We start from the raw sequence: 15,857 nt of genomic DNA, 5'->3' as shown, positions 1-15,857 counted from the left end.
ATCAGCCCTCCGTCGCGGGATCATTGGCGGCAAGCTTGCGCTCGCTGCCGGCGCGAATGCGGATAAGCGCCAGGATGGCAAGGCCGGTGACCGCAACGACGGCGATTTCGCCGAGCGTGTCGGTGCCGCGGAAATCGACGATGATGACGTTGACGACATTGGCGCCATGGGCGATCGATTTGGAATAGGCGTTGAAGAATTCCGTCAGCGCATCGTTGAACGGCGCCTGCGTCGCCCGCATCAGCAGAAGCGTGAAACCGAGGCCGCAGGCAAGCGCCAGCACGCCGTCGAAGAGCTTGCGGCCGAGCGGCCGCCGATCGGCGGGAGAAAGACGGAGCCTGGTCATGACCAGGGCAAGGATCACCACCGAAAGGGTTTCGACCATGAACTGGGTGAAAGACAGATCCGGCGCGCCGAAGAGCAGGAAGATGATGGCGACGGCGAAACCCTGGATGCCGAGCGAGACGATCGCCGTCAGCCGATCGCGGGCGACGAGCACGGCGGCAAGGCCGACGGCGGCGATCAGGAAGACCGCCCATTCATAGAGCCTGACATCGGCCGGCCAGGCCGGCAGACGCGGCAGTTCGCCATAGACGACGAGCGGGATGATGAGGATGGCGGCGACGCAGAGGAAGGTGCAGGTGACATAGATCTCCAGCCGCCCCGGCTGCAGCACACGCATAACGCGGCCGGAAAAGCGGACAAGGCCCGATAGTGCAACATCAAAGCCATGGTCCGGCCCAGGCCCGGCTGCGCGCAGGAAAACGGCCATCAGAAAACGCGCGCGCGCGAGCTGCCAGTAGACGCCGATGCCGAGCAGCACGGTCAGGGCGGAGAGCGCCAAGGGCAGGCCGATATGCGGCGTCAGCGAAATGTCGATTTCGACGGGTGTCTGGCGGATGGCAGATGCGATCGGCGAGGACAGGACGATATGGGTGAAGGTCGAAAAGATCGCCGCGAGCAGGCCGAGGATGGCGAGAACGGCCGGGCCGAGCCAAAGCAGGACGGGCGCTTCGTGCGGCGGTTTCGGCGTCTCCACCGGTTGGCCGAGGAAGGGTTTCAGCGCCACGGCGAAGGCGACGGCGAAAATCAGCGCATTGCCGAAGACGGTTATGGCGGTAAAGGTGAGTGCGCGGACATCACCGCCGACGAGTGCCGTATAGATCTCCTCCTTGGCGAGGAAGCCGAAGAAGGGCGGTAGGCCGGCCATCGAAAAGGCCGCCGCAAGGGCAATCATCCAGGTGAGCGGCATCGCCCGCATCAGGCCGCTGAGTCTGGTGATATCGCGCGTGCCGGTCTCATGATCGATGATGCCGGCGACCATGAAGAGCGCGCCCTTGAAGAGGGAATGCGCCACCAGATAGAGCGCCGCCGCCTCCACCGCATGGTCCGAGCCGAAGCCGATCAGCATGACGAGCAGGCCGAGCGAAGAGACGGTGGTATAGGCGAGCTTGAGCTTCAAGTCGGTCTGGCGGATGGCGAGCGCGGTGCCGACGACCAGCGTCAGCCCGCCGAAGAAGGGCAGAAGGATTTCCCAGGCAGGCGTTGCCCCCATGACGGGATTGAGCCGCATCAGCAGATAGACGCCTGCCTTCACCATGGTGGCCGAATGCAGATAGGCGGAAACCGGCGTCGGCGCCTCCATGGCGTTCGGCAGCCAGAAATGAAAGGGAAACTGGGCCGATTTGGTGAAGGCACCGCCCAAGACCAGGATGAGGGCAGCGAGATAGAGCGGGCTTTCGCGCACGACATCGCCCGCTCCGATGAGTCGCGACATCTCAGTGACGCCCGAGATGTTCCAGAGCAGCAGCAGGCCGGCCAACAGGCAGAGCCCTCCCCCGCCGGTCACAACAAGCGCCTGCAGGGCGGCGCGGCGAGCCGCCTCACGCTCGTGGTCGAAGCCGATCAGCAGGAAGGACGTGATCGACGTCAATTCCCAGAAGACGAAGAGCATCAGGAAACTGTCGGAAACGACGACGCCGAGCATCGCGCCCATGAAGAGGAAGATGAAGGAGAAGAAGCGGCCCTGATCCTTGTGTCCTTTGAGGTAGCCGCCGGCATAAAGCACGATCAGGGTGCCGATGCCGGTGATCAGCAGCGCGAAAGTCAGCGACAGGCCATCGAGAAACCAGGAAAAAGAGAGATGAAAGCTCGGCACCCAGGAATAACCGCCGGCGACGACCTCGCCGCGCGCGATCTTGGGAATGAAACGCAGGAAATGCAGGAAGGCGAGCAAGGGAGCGACCGCCAGGAGCCAGGCACCGTTTGCGCCGAAGATGCGGATGACGAAGGGGGCGGCAAGAGCGCCGACGAGCGGCAGACACAGGGCCAGAAATGTCAGAGCCGTGACATCGGCCATGTCCCCTCCTCTACTGCATAATTCAAAATGTTACAGTCCTTTGCACGTCCGACAAGGCGCGCGGCGCTGTAAAGGCAAAAGTCTGTTGCAAGAGCAACAGACGGAAAAACCGGAGAAAACCAGCCTGTCCTCTGGCTTAGGCGAAACGGGGGAGCGTCTCAAGTGATTTCGGCCGCGAGCCGCACTGCATGGTGATGTTCAAAGCCGATCAGGCCGTCGATCTGGAAAGACGCGTCAGCAGCCGGGCGATGCAACCGTGGAGGATGAAGACCACAAGCGTCAGCGGCCAGAGCAGGCAGGCGAAGAGCCCGGCGAGACGATGAAGCGTCACGCCGTCATGGTTGGCCCAGCCTTCCAACAGTGTGACCGCCATGGCTGCCACGGCCACGAGGCCGTAGAGCAGGACGATTGCTGTTTCAAACACCAGTGATTCTCCAATGCACGCAACATTAACCCTAACAGAAAACCCCTAACGGATGTAAAAGCAAGCCTCTTCCCCCAATTGGGTATGCGGCCAATCTCATGGCGCGCCGGCGGGAGACTTGATGAACTGAACGCGGCGCACCACATTTCTCGCGAAACGGAACCCGCCCCTCGGCGAAAGGAGCATCTCATGTCCGAAACTGCGACCACCGCCAAGATCCACAAGACCGACGCCGACTGGAAAGAGCAGCTCACTCCCGAGCAGTACCGCATCACGCGCCAGCACGGCACCGAACGCGCCTTCACCGGCCCTTATTGGGATTCGTTCGAGACGGGGCTTTACCGCTGCGTCGGCTGCAACGCGCCGCTTTTCCGCTCCGACACGAAATTCGATGCCGGCTGCGGCTGGCCGAGCTATTTTGAAGCAGTGTCGCCCGAATCGGTGACGGAGCATCGCGACACGGCCTTTGGCATGGTGCGCACCGAAATCCGCTGCGGCAGCTGCGACGCCCATCTCGGCCACGTCTTTCCCGACGGCCCACCGCCGACCGGCCTGCGCTATTGCATCAACGGCCACTCCATGGTGTTCGAGCCTGGGAAGTAAGCGACCGGCCCCGTAATCGGCAAGCGGTTCATTCGGATGATAAGCCGAGACAGACGCTTGCGCAGCTCGACCATAAGGCCGGCGAGCCTGCCTGATCACTCGTGCTCGGCGGGACAGGGCCAGGTTGTCGGTGCGGAGAGGCCGGCCGGCAGCTTGGTCGAGGTATCGCCGCAGGCAAGGTCGATCTGGGCCTGTTCGAGCCCGGTTGCGGCCGAGAGGTCAAGGCCTTCGATGCGGGTCAGGAACATGAAGGCACGATCGAACATCGGCGTGGTTTCGAAGGTGGCGCCGGAGAGATCGGCACGGGAGAGATTGGCGAACGAGAATTTCGCCCCCGTCAGCACCGCCTTGTCGAAATCGGCGCGGCCGAGCTCGGCCTTTTCGAAGCTGGCGCCGGCGAGCCGGGCGCCGGCGAAATTGGCGCGCTGCAGCTCGGCGCCGGCAAAGGAAGCGCCATCGGCCGCGATATTGGCGAAGCTGGAGCGATAGGCCTCGATCTTGGCGAAGTTGGCGCCTTCGGCGTGGGCGCCCTCGAGTGAGGCACGCACCAGCGTCGCCTTCTCCAGATTGGCGGATTTGAAGTTGGCGCCGGCGAGATCGGTCAGCGAGAAATCGGTGCCGACGAGGTTGGCGCCTTCGAGATCACTGCCCTGCAACATCAGGTTCTTCTTGGTGCATTCCTGCCAGTCGAGCTTCGGCGAGGCCAGGCTGCCGCAATCGGCGGCCCGTGCGGCAACCGGCGCAAATGCCAGAAGGACGAGGGCAAGGAGACCCAGCGACGATCTTTGCATTGCCATTGAACTATTCACCCCCATGACGCTTACAATATGCTTTCAGGCCGCCTTCCGCGAAGCAGACTGCTTCCACATTCTTACACAGCTCAGACTACAATAAAAAGATGGCGCGCGCCGTTCACAATGGCTTTGCCTGATGAGTTTGGGGCTTTGCCTGATGAGTTTGGCGCTTTGCCTGATCAATCTGGGGCTTTGCCGGGCAGGCAGGTCAATCCGCCTTGCCGGCCAGGCAGGTCAATCCACCTTGCCGGGCAGGCGAAGTTCCATGCAGGTGAGATCCAGCCAGCGGCCGAATTTGGTGCCGACCTCGGAAAATCTGCCGGCGATGCGGAAGTCGAGCTTTTCGTGCAGCCTGATCGAGGCGGTGTTCTCCGCCTCGATGCCGGCAATCATCACATGGATATTGCCGGCCGCAGCACGCGCGATCAGTTCTCGCATCAGCCGCTCGCCGATCCCCGCACCGCGGCAATCCTTGTCGACATAGACGGAATGCTCGACCGTGTGGCGGTAGCCGTCAAAGGCGCGCCAATCACCATAGGAGGCGTAACCCGCAACCTTGCCCGACATTTCGGCGACGATGACCGGAAAACCGCGCGCCTTGCGCGCCCTGAACCATTCCAGCCGATTTTCGAGATCGACCAGTGTGTCGTTCCAGATCGCCGTCGTGTGTTCGACAGCGTGATTGTAGATATCGCGGATGGCGGAGAGATCGGCTTCGGTGGCGTCGCGGAGGAGGACAGCGTCTGTCATGATGCTCGGGTTCATATTGTTTGCGAAGGCGGGCATACGCCCCGCCTCGAAAGATGTAAACGGCGGACGCGAAACAGGAACGACTTCCGGCACATCAGTCGTTCAGAGGCCTGGTGGTGACAGGCTGAAACAGGTGAAGACGGCAGAATAATGCACGGCCGCCGCGGTGACGACGAAGCCATGCCAGATGGCGTTCTGAAAGCGCAGCTTTTCCCAGACATGGAAGATAACGCCGAGCGAATAGATGACGCCGCCGATGACGATCAGCAGCATCGAGGCAGAAGGAATGCGCGAGGCAACGGGCTCGGCCACCAGCACGCCGCTCCAGCCCATGGCGAGATAAAGCAGGATGGCAAGACGGTCGTAACGCCCGGGAAAGACGCATTTCAAGAAAATGCCGACGGCGGCGAACAGCCAGATCGCGACCAGCATGAACAAGAGCAGCGGATCGTCGGCGCCGCGTTCGAGGAAGGGCGTATAAGTGGCGGCGATCAAGAGGAAGATCGCCGAATGATCGAAGCGGCGCAGATACCATTTCGTGCGCGAGACCGGCCAGGCGTTATAGGAAAAGGAAATGGCAAGCGTCAGCACCAGTCCGACGCCGTAGATCCAGGCGGCGGCGAGCGCGCCGTAGGAACTCCAGACCGTGGCGTAGAAGATCAGCACGGTGGCCCCGATCAGGGCCAGCACGAGACCGACACCGTGGACAATACCGTCGGCGATCAATTCGTATCTATCATAAGCCCAGCGAATGCCGTTGAACTCGCCCATGCACGCCAATCCGTTTCATACCCCGATTGCAATCGTCGCATCGAACGGACGGAGGTGCAACTGCGGCAAAGCGCACGGGCGGTAAATCTTCGTGACAGACCGCAGTGGCGCAAAAATCAAACCTTCTGCCGGTCGACCAGCACCGAGCATTTGGCATGGCGCACGACCCGATCGGCGGTGGCGCCGATGAAGTAGTTGGAAAAGTCCGGAACGTGCGAGGCGACGATAATCAGGTCAGCGCCGTGGCTTTCGGCGGCCGAAATGATCGCTTTGGCCGGCGGGCCGTTGCGGATCTCGATGGTTGCCGTGACGCCGGCTGCGGCGATCAGTGCTTCCAGCTTGTCGCGGCCATCCTTCATGGCGTCCTCGACCATATTGGCCGGCAGTTCGATCGCGACATAACTCGGCACATCCTCGACAACATTGAGCGCGATGATCTCGCCGCCTTCGTCGAGCAAGGACGCGGCCTTGCGGAGGATTTTTTCTCCCTTGTCGATGCCGCCGAGCGCGATCGCTACGATGATCTTTCTGTACATGGCTTCCCTCCATGACTGCGATGCATAAGCTTTCTCTAAAGAAGATATGAACGCATTGATCGCGATCAAGTGGGCGCAAGTCATCGTCAACGCCTGCTCAACGCTTCATCCTCAAAAACAGATCTTCTGTGAACAATCGGGATGCGCCATATAGAGGTCAAGTACGGCAACCGAGGGGACCTCAGAGAATGAACCGGCGAAACTTCCTCGGGCTTGCTGCAGGCGGCACATTTGCCGCCACCGCCGGTACGCCTTCTATCTCAAGGGCCAATTCAGAGGCAGGAGACCAATCCATGACGACCGAAACTTCCTATGCGCTGACGCGACCCGCCTATATCGACCAGTCGCATCTGGTTGTGACCGACCTCGGTCTGGTTTCCGGCTTCTACCAATCGATGCTCGGCCTGAAGGTGATCGAGAAGACGGCGAGCGGCGAAGTGCTGGGTGTCGGCGACCTGCCTTTGCTGACGCTGACCACCGCAAAGAATGCCATGATCGCGCCGCGCAATGCCGCAGGCCTTTTCCACACCGCCTTCCTGATGCCGGACCGGACGGAGCTCGCACGCTGGCTGCGCCACGCGGCACAGAATAACGTCACGCTCGACGGCGCCTCGGACCATCTGGTCAGCGAAGCGATCTATCTTTCCGATCCGGAAGGCAACGGCATCGAGATCTATGCCGACCGCCCGCACGAACAATGGAAATTCCATGAGGACGGCATGGTGGAGATGGCGACGCTTCGCCTCGACCTGCAGGCGCTCTACAACAGCGCGCCTGATGAGCGCTGGGACGGCATGGCTGCGGGGACGGCGATCGGCCACCTGCATCTGCAGGTCGGCGCCATCCCGCAGGCCGACGCCTTCTACCGTGACGTCCTCGGCCTCAAGCTGATGGCGCGCTATCCGGGCGCGAGCTTCTTTGCGAGCGGCGGCTACCACCACCATCTCGGCGCCAATATCTGGAACAGCCGAGGCGCCACGGCACGCGCCGGCAACATGACCGGGCTTTCGGACTACAAGGTCCGTTTCAACGACAAGGCGACGCTGGATGCGGCGGTCTCCAAGCTCGATGCGCTTGAGATCAACAGTGAGAAGCGCGACGGCGGCGTGTTTCTGAAAGATCCCTGGGGTATCGGCCTGACGCTTTCGGCGTAACTCCAGTAACTACGGATCAGCGCTATCGGTTGAAGGAATAAGGGCGGAAATCGGCCTGCTTCGGTTGCATGCCAGACGGCAACGGGCGCCAATGCCGTGCGCCTTCACATGCACCGCGCCACATTGTCACACCCTTGAGGAACCGGAACCGCATCGGCGCGTTTCCGTGACGAAGCAATGGGGCTTCGGGGACCTCACCGCATGGGCATCGCCAATGGCATCCGCAAACAAGCAAAGAAGATCGCCATCGGCGAACGCCACACCAGCGCCTGGGCACAGTCGCTGAAGGAGACGGCCGAAGAGCTGCCGCCGCCACCGCTGCACCGGCTGGAAAAGGACGGGCTCGATGTCAGCATGGCCTGGGCGATCATCGGCATCTTCGGCATTCTCTTCCTTGCCGCCGTCTATCTGATGTCGCTGATCCTCATTCCCATCACGCTTGCCGTCGTCGTCGGCATGATCCTCGGCATGGCGGCAGAAAAGCTCAGCAGGATGGGGGTGCCACGGCTTGCCAACGCCTTCATCCTGTCAAGCAGCGTTGCGCTGGTGATCTTCCTGTTGATCAACTCGCTTGCCGACCCGCTAATGACGCTAGCCAATGAAGGCCCCGCCTTCGCCGAGCGAACCATCAACCGCGTCATGCCTTATCTGGAGCGCATCAGATGGCTGCATATCACGCCGGCGACATTCGAAAGCGGGTCGATGTCGATCGGTGCGCTGCTCGAAAACACCGGCAATGTGCTGCATGTCGTGACCACCAGCCTGACGCCCGCCCTGGTGCAGGGATTGATTTTCTTTGCGGCGCTGCTGTTCTTCCTCGCTGGTCGGGTCAACCTGCGCAAGACGATCATCATGACCTTCCGCACCCGCACGCAACGCCTGGCCGCCATCCGTGTCATCAACGCCGTCGAGCAGGTGCTCGGCTTCTATTTCGCCACGGCCTCGCTGATCTATGTCGGGCTCGGCGTGGTCATGACTGTCATCGCCTATGTCGGCGGGCTGTCGGCCCCGGTGCTCTGGGGCTTCTTCGCCTTCCTGTCGAGCTTCATCCCCTATCTCGGCATCACACTGATGACGCTTGCCGTCGCGGTCGCCGGCATCCTGACTCATGATGGCCTCCTTATCGGCCTGATGCCGGCCGCTGCCTTCTTCACCGTGCATCTGCTCATGGAGAACCTGATCTTCCCCGCAGTGATGGGACGGCGGCTGGAAATCAATCCCTTCGTCGTCTTCCTCGCCATCCTGTTCTGGACATGGATGTGGGGCGCCGTCGGCGCCATGCTCGCGCTGCCGCTCTCGCTGATCGTCATGACTGTCATCGACGAACTGCTGATCGAGGAAAAGCCGCAGCCGCAGTTGCCGAAATGATCAACCGGGGGAACGTCAGTGGCATCTGATCTCGATCTTGCCGAATCCGATCACGACCAGATGGTGAGCGGCCGTTCTCTCTGGGGGAAGAGCGGGATACGGCCGGAATGGCGGCCGATCGAGCAGAGCTTTTCCATCGATGTCGCCGTGATCGGCGGCGGCATCACCGGTGCCTTGGTTGCCGAACATCTGACGGCCCGCGGTTTTTCGGTGGCGATCATCGACCGGGAGGAGCCCGGTTTCGGCAGCACTGCGGCGAGCACGGCGATGCTGCAATGGGAAATCGACAGCACGCTCACCGAACTCGAGGATTATTACGGCTTCGAGCGCGCCGCCGGCATCTACCGCCGCAGTGGTGCCGCGGTCGCCGGCCTTTCCAAGCTGATCGCCGCAAACGGCATCGCCTGCAGCTTCCGGCCGCGCAACACGCTCTATCTGGCCGACGGCCGCGAAGGCGCGCGCGACCTCTTGGAGGAGCGCCAGCTTCGCCGCCGGGCGGGCCTGCCCGGGGTCTATCTCGAACATCCCGATCTCTTCACACAATTCGAACTCGACCGGGATGGCGCGATCTATTCGCCGGGTTCGGCGGAGTGCGATCCACTGCTTCTGACCTGGGCGCTGCTGGAGATAGCGATGCGGCGGGGCGCGCGGCTGGTCAACGCTTCCGTGACCGCGCTTCACAGCGAAGGCGATCACGTCACCGCAGAGACCGCTGGAGGCCACGTCATCGAGGCGCGACATGTCGTGCTGGCGACCGGCTATTCGATGCCGGGCCTCGACATGCCGAAGCTGCACCGGTCGAGTTCGAGCTGGGCGCTCGCCACCGTGCCGCAGGACCCGGCAAATTTCTGGCGTGACAGGGCGCTGATCTGGGAGGACAGCCACCCCTATCTCTACATGCGCACGACGGCGGACAATCGCATCGTCGCCGGCGGCGAAGATGACGAGACGATCGATGCGGAGGCGCGCGACCGCAAGCTGCCGGCAAAGACCGTGGCAATCCAGGAGAAGATGAAGCGGCTGTGGCCGAAGGCGGATACGCGGGTGGACCACGCCTGGTGCGGCACTTTCGGCGAGACGGTCGACGGTCTGCCGCTGATCGGCCCGGTGCCGGAGATACCGCATGTGTTCGCAGCGTATGGCTACGGCGGCAACGGCATCACCTTTTCCTATCTCGCCGCCCAGATGATCGGCGCCATGCTCGCCGGCATGCATCGCGACTGGTTCGAGGATTTTGCGGTCGACAGAGATGGGCCGGGTTTAGCGCGCTTTCATTCGGGAATGTATAGAAGCGAGACGGAAAGCCAAAGGCGCTGAAATTTCAGTCGTCTAGCTGGCTTGCTTTCTTGCACTCATTCGCAATTCTTCAACATGTTTAGCCACTTCGCGAACGTTTGGGATACCGATAAAGGCGAATTTTTTGACGCTATCCCCGTCTCCCTCCCGGCGAAAAGTCAGGGTTCCCGAGCGGTCCCATTTTTCCCGTACCTCCACAACGTTGATGGCCGTTGGTGCTATCGTCGTTGCTCGGCGCCTGATCAGATTTCGAACGATGAGAAGCCTGCGATCGGTGGCAGCGTAAGCGGTTCGGCCCGTAGCGATCATCTCGAAAACCGCGCCCGCTATGGCCGCGACACCGGCCAGTAAAAAGACTCCGGGGAATATGATGCCCATTATTCCATCCGCCTTTTCGACGATGGCAAGCGCATTGTCGGCCGGTAGAAAGCCAGCGCAACCGGAGATCACACAAATTAGGCCGATAATTAATTCAGGACACTTGGAAACGAAAGTTCCCCAGGCACCTGGTTGCCCTGTCCAGACAACAATTTCGGAGGGATGAAGCTCATTTTGAATTTCGCCTTCGACATTCCAAATCGCACGAGACATGCGCTCCCCTACGTTCCCGCAACCGAACAAACAAAAACAGCATTATTCGTTTTCCGGGGGTAAACAAGCAAGAGATTCGGACGCTCTATTCGGTCGTCTTGTCGTCGCCGGTGTCCTCGACATCCTCGAGGCGGACGAACTCCGTGCCCTTGGCCTTGAGATCGACCAGCGCCTTGGCCACGCCCTCGCCGGCCGCATGGGTCGGCTGGTTGACGTGGGAGATGACGACGTCGCCGTCCCTGGCCGAGGCGATGCGCTTTTCGGTGATGACAGCTCCGAGCAGTGAACCGCCGTCGCCGTTCACGGAATAACCGGCGATGCGATAGCCCATGGCGCGGATCTCGCCGATGGCGGAAAGATCATATTTGGCGGTCGAGCCGCGGAACCAGTGCGGCGCCGGGATGCCGGCCGCGACCATGGCGGCAGCGCCGCCTTCAACTTCCTGCCGCACCGCCTGCGGCGAGCCGGCGGACGCAATGCCATAGACCAGCGTCGGCGTGTCGACGGCCGGAATATGGTTTTCCCCATGGTTTTCGAGTTCGAAGAGATCGGGGTTTTGCAGGAACACGGCAAGTGCTGCGGGATTGCGCTTCAGCCAGCGGGCGGTGACGAAGATCGTTGCCGGGATACGTTCACGCACCAGCGTCGAAAGGATGCGCTCGTCCGCCTGCCCCATGCAGGCATCGAAGGTCAGCGCAATGCGAGCGTGGCCGACAAGGTTCGAGCGGGCGATGTGCAGATGCGGCTCGACGAGTTTTAGCGCCGACGCCTTCGGGGCCGGCCTAACCGCAGCCGGGACCGAACCAACCGCCGTCGGCACGGCTGACGGAATTCCGTCCGCGAATGCAGCGGAGATACTGACGAGAAGGAACGCCGAAGCGAGCAGGATGCGGTTCATGTAATGGACTTCTATGATTCGATCTGCCGATTTTAGCGGCGGCTCTCTCCCGGTGCCATGCGGCCGGATGTCACCGTAGCCGCTTGGACGGGCAGGACCGCATCAATCACCGCATCAGTCATAGAGATAGTACTTGTCCCACTTCTCGCGCGGCACCTTCTCGCCGATCTCATAATTGAGTTCGCGCACGTTGATATGCTGCGGACCGGTGATGCAATTGTAGGAGAGATGGTACCAGTCGCCCTTGCTGCGGAAGACCGCACCCGGCGCGTCCAGCGAATTGTCGCCGGGGATCGGGTCCTTGAAGGTGTAGGCGATCACCTTGTCGGGCTTGAAGCCGGTGCTGTCCTTGTTGATACGGCTCATCGCCTCGGTGTCGCAGCTCTGTTCCAGGCGGGTCGAGGGATCGAGTTTTTCCAGCTGCTTCTTGATGGCGGGATCGACGGCAAAGGCGGGGGCAGCAAGGCTTGCGAGGGATAGAAACAGGACCAGACGTTTCGGCATTGCGGTGAAAATCCCTTACTGTTCTGCAATTCTTACCCTACCGCCGACAGCTTGCCGGGAGCTTGGCACGTGCAAATTCACTGAGATAGCGGACTTTCTTAAATATTGTGGTGACATCAAGGCAAGGTGGGCCGGGCGTCCTCCTTGTCTGTGGAAGGTCATCCGCGGCCTTGTCGCACCCTTGCCGCTTGATCCGGCGGCGGCGCGCCTCTATCTCTTGCCAACCCGCATTCCGACCCGGAGCCATTCCTTGTCCGTTTTCAAGAGCCTGCCGACACCGCCTGCCGCACCGAAGAAGCCGATCTCCGATACGCGCCACGGCATCACCCGCACGGACGACTATGCCTGGCTGCGCGCCGACAACTGGCAGGCGATGTTCAAGGATCCGTCGATTCTCGACCCTGAGATCCGCCGGCATCTCGAAGCCGAAAACACCTATATGAACGCGGCGATGGAGGACACCAAGCCGTTGCAGAAGGTGCTGTTTGCCGAAATGCGCGGTCGCATCAAGGAAGACGACAGCTCGGTGCCGATGAAGGACGGCGCCTATGCTTACGGCACCTTCTACGTGACCGGCGGCGAACAGCCGCGTTATTTCCGCATCGCCCGCGACGGCAACGTCGCCGACGAGACGATCCGCACCGTGCTGCTCGACGGCGACAAGGAGGCTGCCGGCAAGGCCTATTTCCGCCTCGCCGGCCTCGACCATACCAGCGACCACAGCCGCGGCATCTGGGGTTATGACGACAAGGGCTCGGAATTCTTCACGCTGCAGGTGCGCGACCTCCAGACCGGGCAAGACCTTGCCGACCGGATCGAGAATACCGGCGGCGGCGGCGTCTGGGCGCCCGACGGCAAGAGCTTCTTCTATTCGGCGCTCGACGAGAATCACCGGCCGTCGAAGGTGTTCCACCATATTCTCGGCCAGCCGCAGTCGGAAGACCGGCTGGTCTATGAGGAGGCGGATGCCGGCTTCTTCATGGGCGTCGGCGGCTCGCTGCTCGACGATTTCATCTATATTGACATTCACGACCACGAGACCAGCGAATACCGGCTGCTGTCGACCAAGGACCTGACAGCCGAGCCGAAACTGGTGGCGGCACGCGAAGAGGGCATCGAATATTCGCTGACCGAGGGCGGCGACGTCTTCTACATCCTCACCAATGACGGCGGCGCCAAGGATTTCAAGATCATGGAAGCGCCGGTCGACAATCCGGTGAAGGAGAACTGGCGCGAAGTGGTCGCCCACAAGCCCGGCACGCTCGTTATCAGCCACATGGCCTATGCCCGCCATCTTCTGTGGCTGGAGCGCAAGGACGGGCTGCCGCAGATCATGATCCGCAATCGGGAGACCGGCGAGGAACATGCGATCGCCTTCGCCGAGGAAGCCTATTCACTGGGGCTGCAGGGCGCGGCGGAATATGACTCGGATATCATCCGCTTCTCCTATTCGTCGATGACGACGCCGTCGCAGCTCTACGACTACAACATGGTGACGCGCGAGCGCACGCTATTGAAGACGCAGGAAGTGCCGTCCGGCCACAATCCCGACGACTACGTCACCCGCCGCGTCTTTGCCCCGGCATGGGATGGCGAGAAGGTGCCGGTCACCCTGCTCTATCGCAGGGATACCCCACTCGACGGCAGCGCCCCCTGCCTGCTCTACGGCTACGGCGCCTACGGCATCACCATTCCGGCCGGCTTCAACACCAACTGCCTGTCGCTCGCCGACCGCGGCTTCGTCTATGCCATCGCCCATATCCGCGGCGGAAAGGACAAGGGATTTTCCTGGTACGAAGACGGCAAGATGGACAAGAAGACGAATACCTTCAAGGATTTCGTCGCAGCCGCCGATTATCTGAATCAACAGAAGTTCACCTCTTACGCGAAGATCATCGCCGAGGGCGGATCGGCCGGCGGCATGCTGATGGGCGCGGTTGCCAACATGGCGCCGGAGAAATTCGCCGGCCTCATCGCCGCCGTTCCCTTCGTCGACGTGCTCAACACCATGCTCGACGACACTTTGCCGCTCACCCCGCCGGAATGGCCGGAATGGGGCAACCCGATCGACAGCCAGGAAGAATACGAGCAGATCGCATCCTACTCGCCCTATGACAATGTCGACGCAAAAGCCTATCCGCCGATCCTGGCGCTCGGCGGCCTGACCGACCCGCGCGTCACCTATTGGGAACCGGCCAAATGGGTTGCGAAGCTGCGCGACAAGACGACGGGCAACGCGCCGATCCTGCTCAAGACTAACATGGACGCCGGCCACGGCGGCGCCTCGGGCCGCTTCCAGCGGCTGGAAGAGATCGCGTTTGAGTATGCGTTTGCGATCAAGGTTGCCGGCAAGATGTGAAGGGTTGGGGGCGTGCTAGTGGCACGGCACCCCCCTCTGCCCTGCCGGGCATCTCCCCGGAGATCGGCAGGAGGCCATGCCTCGCCCTGATTTAAGATTGATGTGACGGCCTGTTGTTTAGGGAAGCCATCGCGCCCAGCCAATCTCCCCACCTGTGGGGGAGATGCCCGGCAGGGCAGAGGGGGGCCGGCACGGCACGAGGTCAAGGGAGAAAGAAATGCCCGTCTATATCGCCCTCCTCCGCGCCGTAAACGTCGGCGGCACCGGCTCTTTGCCAATGGCCGAGCTGAAGGCGATCTGCGAAGGCCTCGGCTTTTCCGACGTGAAGACCTACATCCAGAGCGGCAACGTGCTTTTCCGCTCGGATGAGGCGGAAAAGACGGTGGAGGAGCGGCTCGACGAGGCGCTCGGCAAGACGATGGGCAAGCGGCCGGGGGTGATGGTGCGCGGCCGCAAGGAACTCGACGGAATCGTTGCCAACGCACCCTTTCCCGATGCCAAGCCGAACTTCCTGCTCGTCTACTTCCTGCCCGAAAAGGCGCCCGGCGATGCGCTGGCGACGATGGTTGCGCCCGACGGCGAGGAGGCGAAACTCGCCGGCCGGGAAATCTACGTGCATTACCCCAACGGCTCCGGCCGCTCGAAGCTGAAGCTGCCGGCGCTGAAGCCGGGGACGTCGCGCAATCTCAACACCGTGCGCAAGCTCGCGGAAATGGCCGCGGCGATGGAAGGCAAGGACTGACGCCCAAAAACTTAGTGCGGCTCTGCGCCTCCATTAAAGGCTGAACCGCTCGACGCCTTCGGCATCTCCGCCACCGGCAGGAAGAGCATCTTCACGAAGGTGCGGAGCATCAGCACCTGTTCGGCCAGCGTGTTCGGCTCCTTCAGCGTCTTCGACAAAACGATGCCGCCTTCCAGGACGGAGGACACCATGTCGGCAAGCTGGTCGACGTCGACGGGTTCGCGTAGCGGATAGACGGCCACGATATCCCGGATCATGCGGCCGAAGCGCCGCCGCCAGGCAAGCACCGCATTCCGGTTGATCTCCTGTATCTCCCGGTCGAACAGCCGCTCGTAGTAGCAGATGCCCGCCACAAGGCAGCCCGGATGGCCGTTCGGCAGGTCGGAGAGCAATTCGGACAGCAGCTTCAGGCCGAGCAGGAAGGATTGCAGCGGATCGTCGGTCAGCTCGCGCGCGCGGCTGAAGATCTCGTCGTAGATGCGCTCGTCATTTTCGATGTAGCGGTTGAGCAGCGCCTTGGCGAGCTCGTTCTTGTCCCTGAAATGATAGAAGAAGCCGCTCTTGGTGATGCCGGTCTCGGCGATCAGTTCCTCGATGGAAGTGCCGCCGAAACCCTTCTGCAAGACTGCCGCTTCGGCCACATCGAGGATGCGGGTCCGCGTTTCCTCGCCCTTTCGCATGTCCCCTCCTGTACCGGCGGTACAGTTT

The 15,857-nt window shown here is 61.8% G+C and carries 16 protein-coding genes; 6 read left to right on the top strand and 10 right to left on the bottom strand.

Annotated features, from left to right (window positions below; all coding sequences use genetic code 11):
- Position 1 precedes the first annotated feature (1 nt).
- Together AC25BC_RS05270 and AC25BC_RS05265 are read right to left on the bottom strand one after the other, a co-directional pair.
- Positions 2–2,359, bottom strand: coding sequence for a putative monovalent cation/H+ antiporter subunit A (locus tag AC25BC_RS05270; RefSeq protein ID WP_128439225.1), 2,358 nt, complete (start codon positions 2,357–2,359; stop codon positions 2–4).
- 208 nt (positions 2,360–2,567) lie between these two features.
- The gene (locus tag AC25BC_RS05265; protein WP_012756647.1) at positions 2,568–2,783 is read right to left on the bottom strand and encodes a hypothetical protein; all 216 of its coding nucleotides are present in this window, start codon (positions 2,781–2,783) and stop codon (positions 2,568–2,570) included.
- A 189-nt stretch (positions 2,784–2,972) separates the two neighbouring features.
- Here AC25BC_RS05265 and msrB point away from each other — a divergent pair, with 189 nt between their 5' ends.
- Complete coding sequence (msrB, locus tag AC25BC_RS05260) at positions 2,973–3,386, top strand: peptide-methionine (R)-S-oxide reductase MsrB (protein ID WP_012756646.1); 414 nt, start codon at positions 2,973–2,975, stop codon at positions 3,384–3,386.
- A 95-nt stretch (positions 3,387–3,481) separates the two neighbouring features.
- Here the strand turns inward: msrB and AC25BC_RS05255 are convergent, their stop codons facing one another.
- The 4 genes from AC25BC_RS05255 to AC25BC_RS05240 form a co-directional block, all read right to left on the bottom strand.
- Positions 3,482–4,183, bottom strand: coding sequence for a pentapeptide repeat-containing protein (locus AC25BC_RS05255; RefSeq protein WP_128439226.1), 702 nt, complete (start codon positions 4,181–4,183; stop codon positions 3,482–3,484).
- Between the two features lie 231 nt (positions 4,184–4,414).
- Positions 4,415–4,966, bottom strand: a complete 552-nt coding sequence (locus AC25BC_RS05250) for a GNAT family N-acetyltransferase (RefSeq protein WP_017993409.1) — start codon at positions 4,964–4,966, stop codon at positions 4,415–4,417.
- A 66-nt stretch (positions 4,967–5,032) separates the two neighbouring features.
- Positions 5,033–5,701, bottom strand: a complete 669-nt coding sequence (trhA, locus tag AC25BC_RS05245; protein ID WP_026157291.1) for a PAQR family membrane homeostasis protein TrhA — start codon at positions 5,699–5,701, stop codon at positions 5,033–5,035.
- A 116-nt stretch (positions 5,702–5,817) separates the two neighbouring features.
- Complete coding sequence (locus tag AC25BC_RS05240) at positions 5,818–6,237, bottom strand: universal stress protein (RefSeq protein ID WP_128407977.1); 420 nt, start codon at positions 6,235–6,237, stop codon at positions 5,818–5,820.
- 188 nt (positions 6,238–6,425) lie between these two features.
- On the opposite strand from AC25BC_RS05240, the gene AC25BC_RS05235 reads away from it, so the two are divergent.
- The 3 genes from AC25BC_RS05235 to AC25BC_RS05225 all read left to right on the top strand — a co-directional run bounded on the left by AC25BC_RS05235 (position 6,426) and on the right by AC25BC_RS05225 (position 10,076).
- Complete coding sequence (locus AC25BC_RS05235; RefSeq protein ID WP_206642387.1) at positions 6,426–7,391, top strand: VOC family protein; 966 nt, start codon at positions 6,426–6,428, stop codon at positions 7,389–7,391.
- Positions 7,392–7,592: 201 nt separating this feature from the next.
- Positions 7,593–8,759 carry an AI-2E family transporter gene (locus AC25BC_RS05230; RefSeq protein ID WP_017993406.1) on the top strand — a complete coding sequence of 389 codons (1,167 nt, stop codon included), beginning with the start codon at positions 7,593–7,595 and terminating at the stop codon, positions 8,757–8,759.
- A gap of 18 nt (positions 8,760–8,777) precedes the next feature.
- Positions 8,778–10,076, top strand: a complete 1,299-nt coding sequence (locus AC25BC_RS05225; protein WP_128439228.1) for an NAD(P)/FAD-dependent oxidoreductase — start codon at positions 8,778–8,780, stop codon at positions 10,074–10,076.
- Between the two features lie 12 nt (positions 10,077–10,088).
- On the opposite strand, the gene AC25BC_RS05220 is transcribed toward AC25BC_RS05225, so the two are convergent.
- The 3 genes from AC25BC_RS05220 to AC25BC_RS05210 all read right to left on the bottom strand — a co-directional run bounded on the left by AC25BC_RS05220 (position 10,089) and on the right by AC25BC_RS05210 (position 12,048).
- The gene (locus AC25BC_RS05220) at positions 10,089–10,646 is read right to left on the bottom strand and encodes a PH domain-containing protein (RefSeq protein WP_128439229.1); all 558 of its coding nucleotides are present in this window, start codon (positions 10,644–10,646) and stop codon (positions 10,089–10,091) included.
- 85 nt (positions 10,647–10,731) lie between these two features.
- Positions 10,732–11,544 carry a polysaccharide deacetylase family protein gene (locus AC25BC_RS05215; RefSeq protein WP_128439230.1) on the bottom strand — a complete coding sequence of 271 codons (813 nt, stop codon included), beginning with the start codon at positions 11,542–11,544 and terminating at the stop codon, positions 10,732–10,734.
- A gap of 114 nt (positions 11,545–11,658) precedes the next feature.
- The gene (locus AC25BC_RS05210; RefSeq protein ID WP_012756636.1) at positions 11,659–12,048 is read right to left on the bottom strand and encodes a DUF930 domain-containing protein; all 390 of its coding nucleotides are present in this window, start codon (positions 12,046–12,048) and stop codon (positions 11,659–11,661) included.
- Between the two features lie 250 nt (positions 12,049–12,298).
- Here AC25BC_RS05210 and AC25BC_RS05205 point away from each other — a divergent pair, with 250 nt between their 5' ends.
- Together AC25BC_RS05205 and AC25BC_RS05200 are read left to right on the top strand one after the other, a co-directional pair.
- On the top strand, positions 12,299–14,407 hold the full coding sequence (locus tag AC25BC_RS05205) for a S9 family peptidase (RefSeq protein ID WP_128439231.1): 2,109 nt from the start codon (positions 12,299–12,301) through the stop codon (positions 14,405–14,407).
- A 217-nt stretch (positions 14,408–14,624) separates the two neighbouring features.
- The gene (locus AC25BC_RS05200) at positions 14,625–15,149 is read left to right on the top strand and encodes a DUF1697 domain-containing protein (RefSeq protein ID WP_128439232.1); all 525 of its coding nucleotides are present in this window, start codon (positions 14,625–14,627) and stop codon (positions 15,147–15,149) included.
- 11 nt (positions 15,150–15,160) lie between these two features.
- On the opposite strand, the gene AC25BC_RS05195 is transcribed toward AC25BC_RS05200, so the two are convergent.
- Entirely contained in the window at positions 15,161–15,829 is a 669-nt protein-coding gene (locus tag AC25BC_RS05195) for a TetR/AcrR family transcriptional regulator (protein ID WP_128439233.1), read from the bottom strand.
- Positions 15,830–15,857 lie beyond the last annotated feature (28 nt).

This window comes from Rhizobium sp. WSM409 (assembly GCF_057653825.1).
The sequence above is the reverse complement of the archived record's forward strand: the minus strand, read 5'-3'. Positions and strand labels throughout refer to the sequence as shown.

Bases quoted from the DNA above. Each gene is read 5' to 3' on its own strand.
- AC25BC_RS05230 (WP_017993406.1), top strand. From the start codon at position 7,593: ATGGGCATCGCCAATGGCATCCGCAAACAAGCAAAGAAGATCGCCATC.
- msrB (WP_012756646.1), top strand. From the start codon at position 2,973: ATGTCCGAAACTGCGACCACCGCCAAGATCCACAAGACCGACGCCGAC.
- trhA (WP_026157291.1), bottom strand. From the start codon at position 5,701: ATGGGCGAGTTCAACGGCATTCGCTGGGCTTATGATAGATACGAATTG.
- AC25BC_RS05195 (WP_128439233.1), bottom strand. From the start codon at position 15,829: ATGCGAAAGGGCGAGGAAACGCGGACCCGCATCCTCGATGTGGCCGAA.
- AC25BC_RS05255 (WP_128439226.1), bottom strand. From the start codon at position 4,183: ATGGCAATGCAAAGATCGTCGCTGGGTCTCCTTGCCCTCGTCCTTCTG.
- AC25BC_RS05240 (WP_128407977.1), bottom strand. From the start codon at position 6,237: ATGTACAGAAAGATCATCGTAGCGATCGCGCTCGGCGGCATCGACAAG.
- AC25BC_RS05200 (WP_128439232.1), top strand. From the start codon at position 14,625: ATGCCCGTCTATATCGCCCTCCTCCGCGCCGTAAACGTCGGCGGCACC.
- AC25BC_RS05220 (WP_128439229.1), bottom strand. From the start codon at position 10,646: ATGTCTCGTGCGATTTGGAATGTCGAAGGCGAAATTCAAAATGAGCTT.
- AC25BC_RS05210 (WP_012756636.1), bottom strand. From the start codon at position 12,048: ATGCCGAAACGTCTGGTCCTGTTTCTATCCCTCGCAAGCCTTGCTGCC.
- AC25BC_RS05250 (WP_017993409.1), bottom strand. From the start codon at position 4,966: ATGCCCGCCTTCGCAAACAATATGAACCCGAGCATCATGACAGACGCT.
- AC25BC_RS05215 (WP_128439230.1), bottom strand. From the start codon at position 11,544: ATGAACCGCATCCTGCTCGCTTCGGCGTTCCTTCTCGTCAGTATCTCC.
- AC25BC_RS05270 (WP_128439225.1), bottom strand. From the start codon at position 2,359: ATGGCCGATGTCACGGCTCTGACATTTCTGGCCCTGTGTCTGCCGCTC.
- AC25BC_RS05235 (WP_206642387.1), top strand. From the start codon at position 6,426: ATGAACCGGCGAAACTTCCTCGGGCTTGCTGCAGGCGGCACATTTGCC.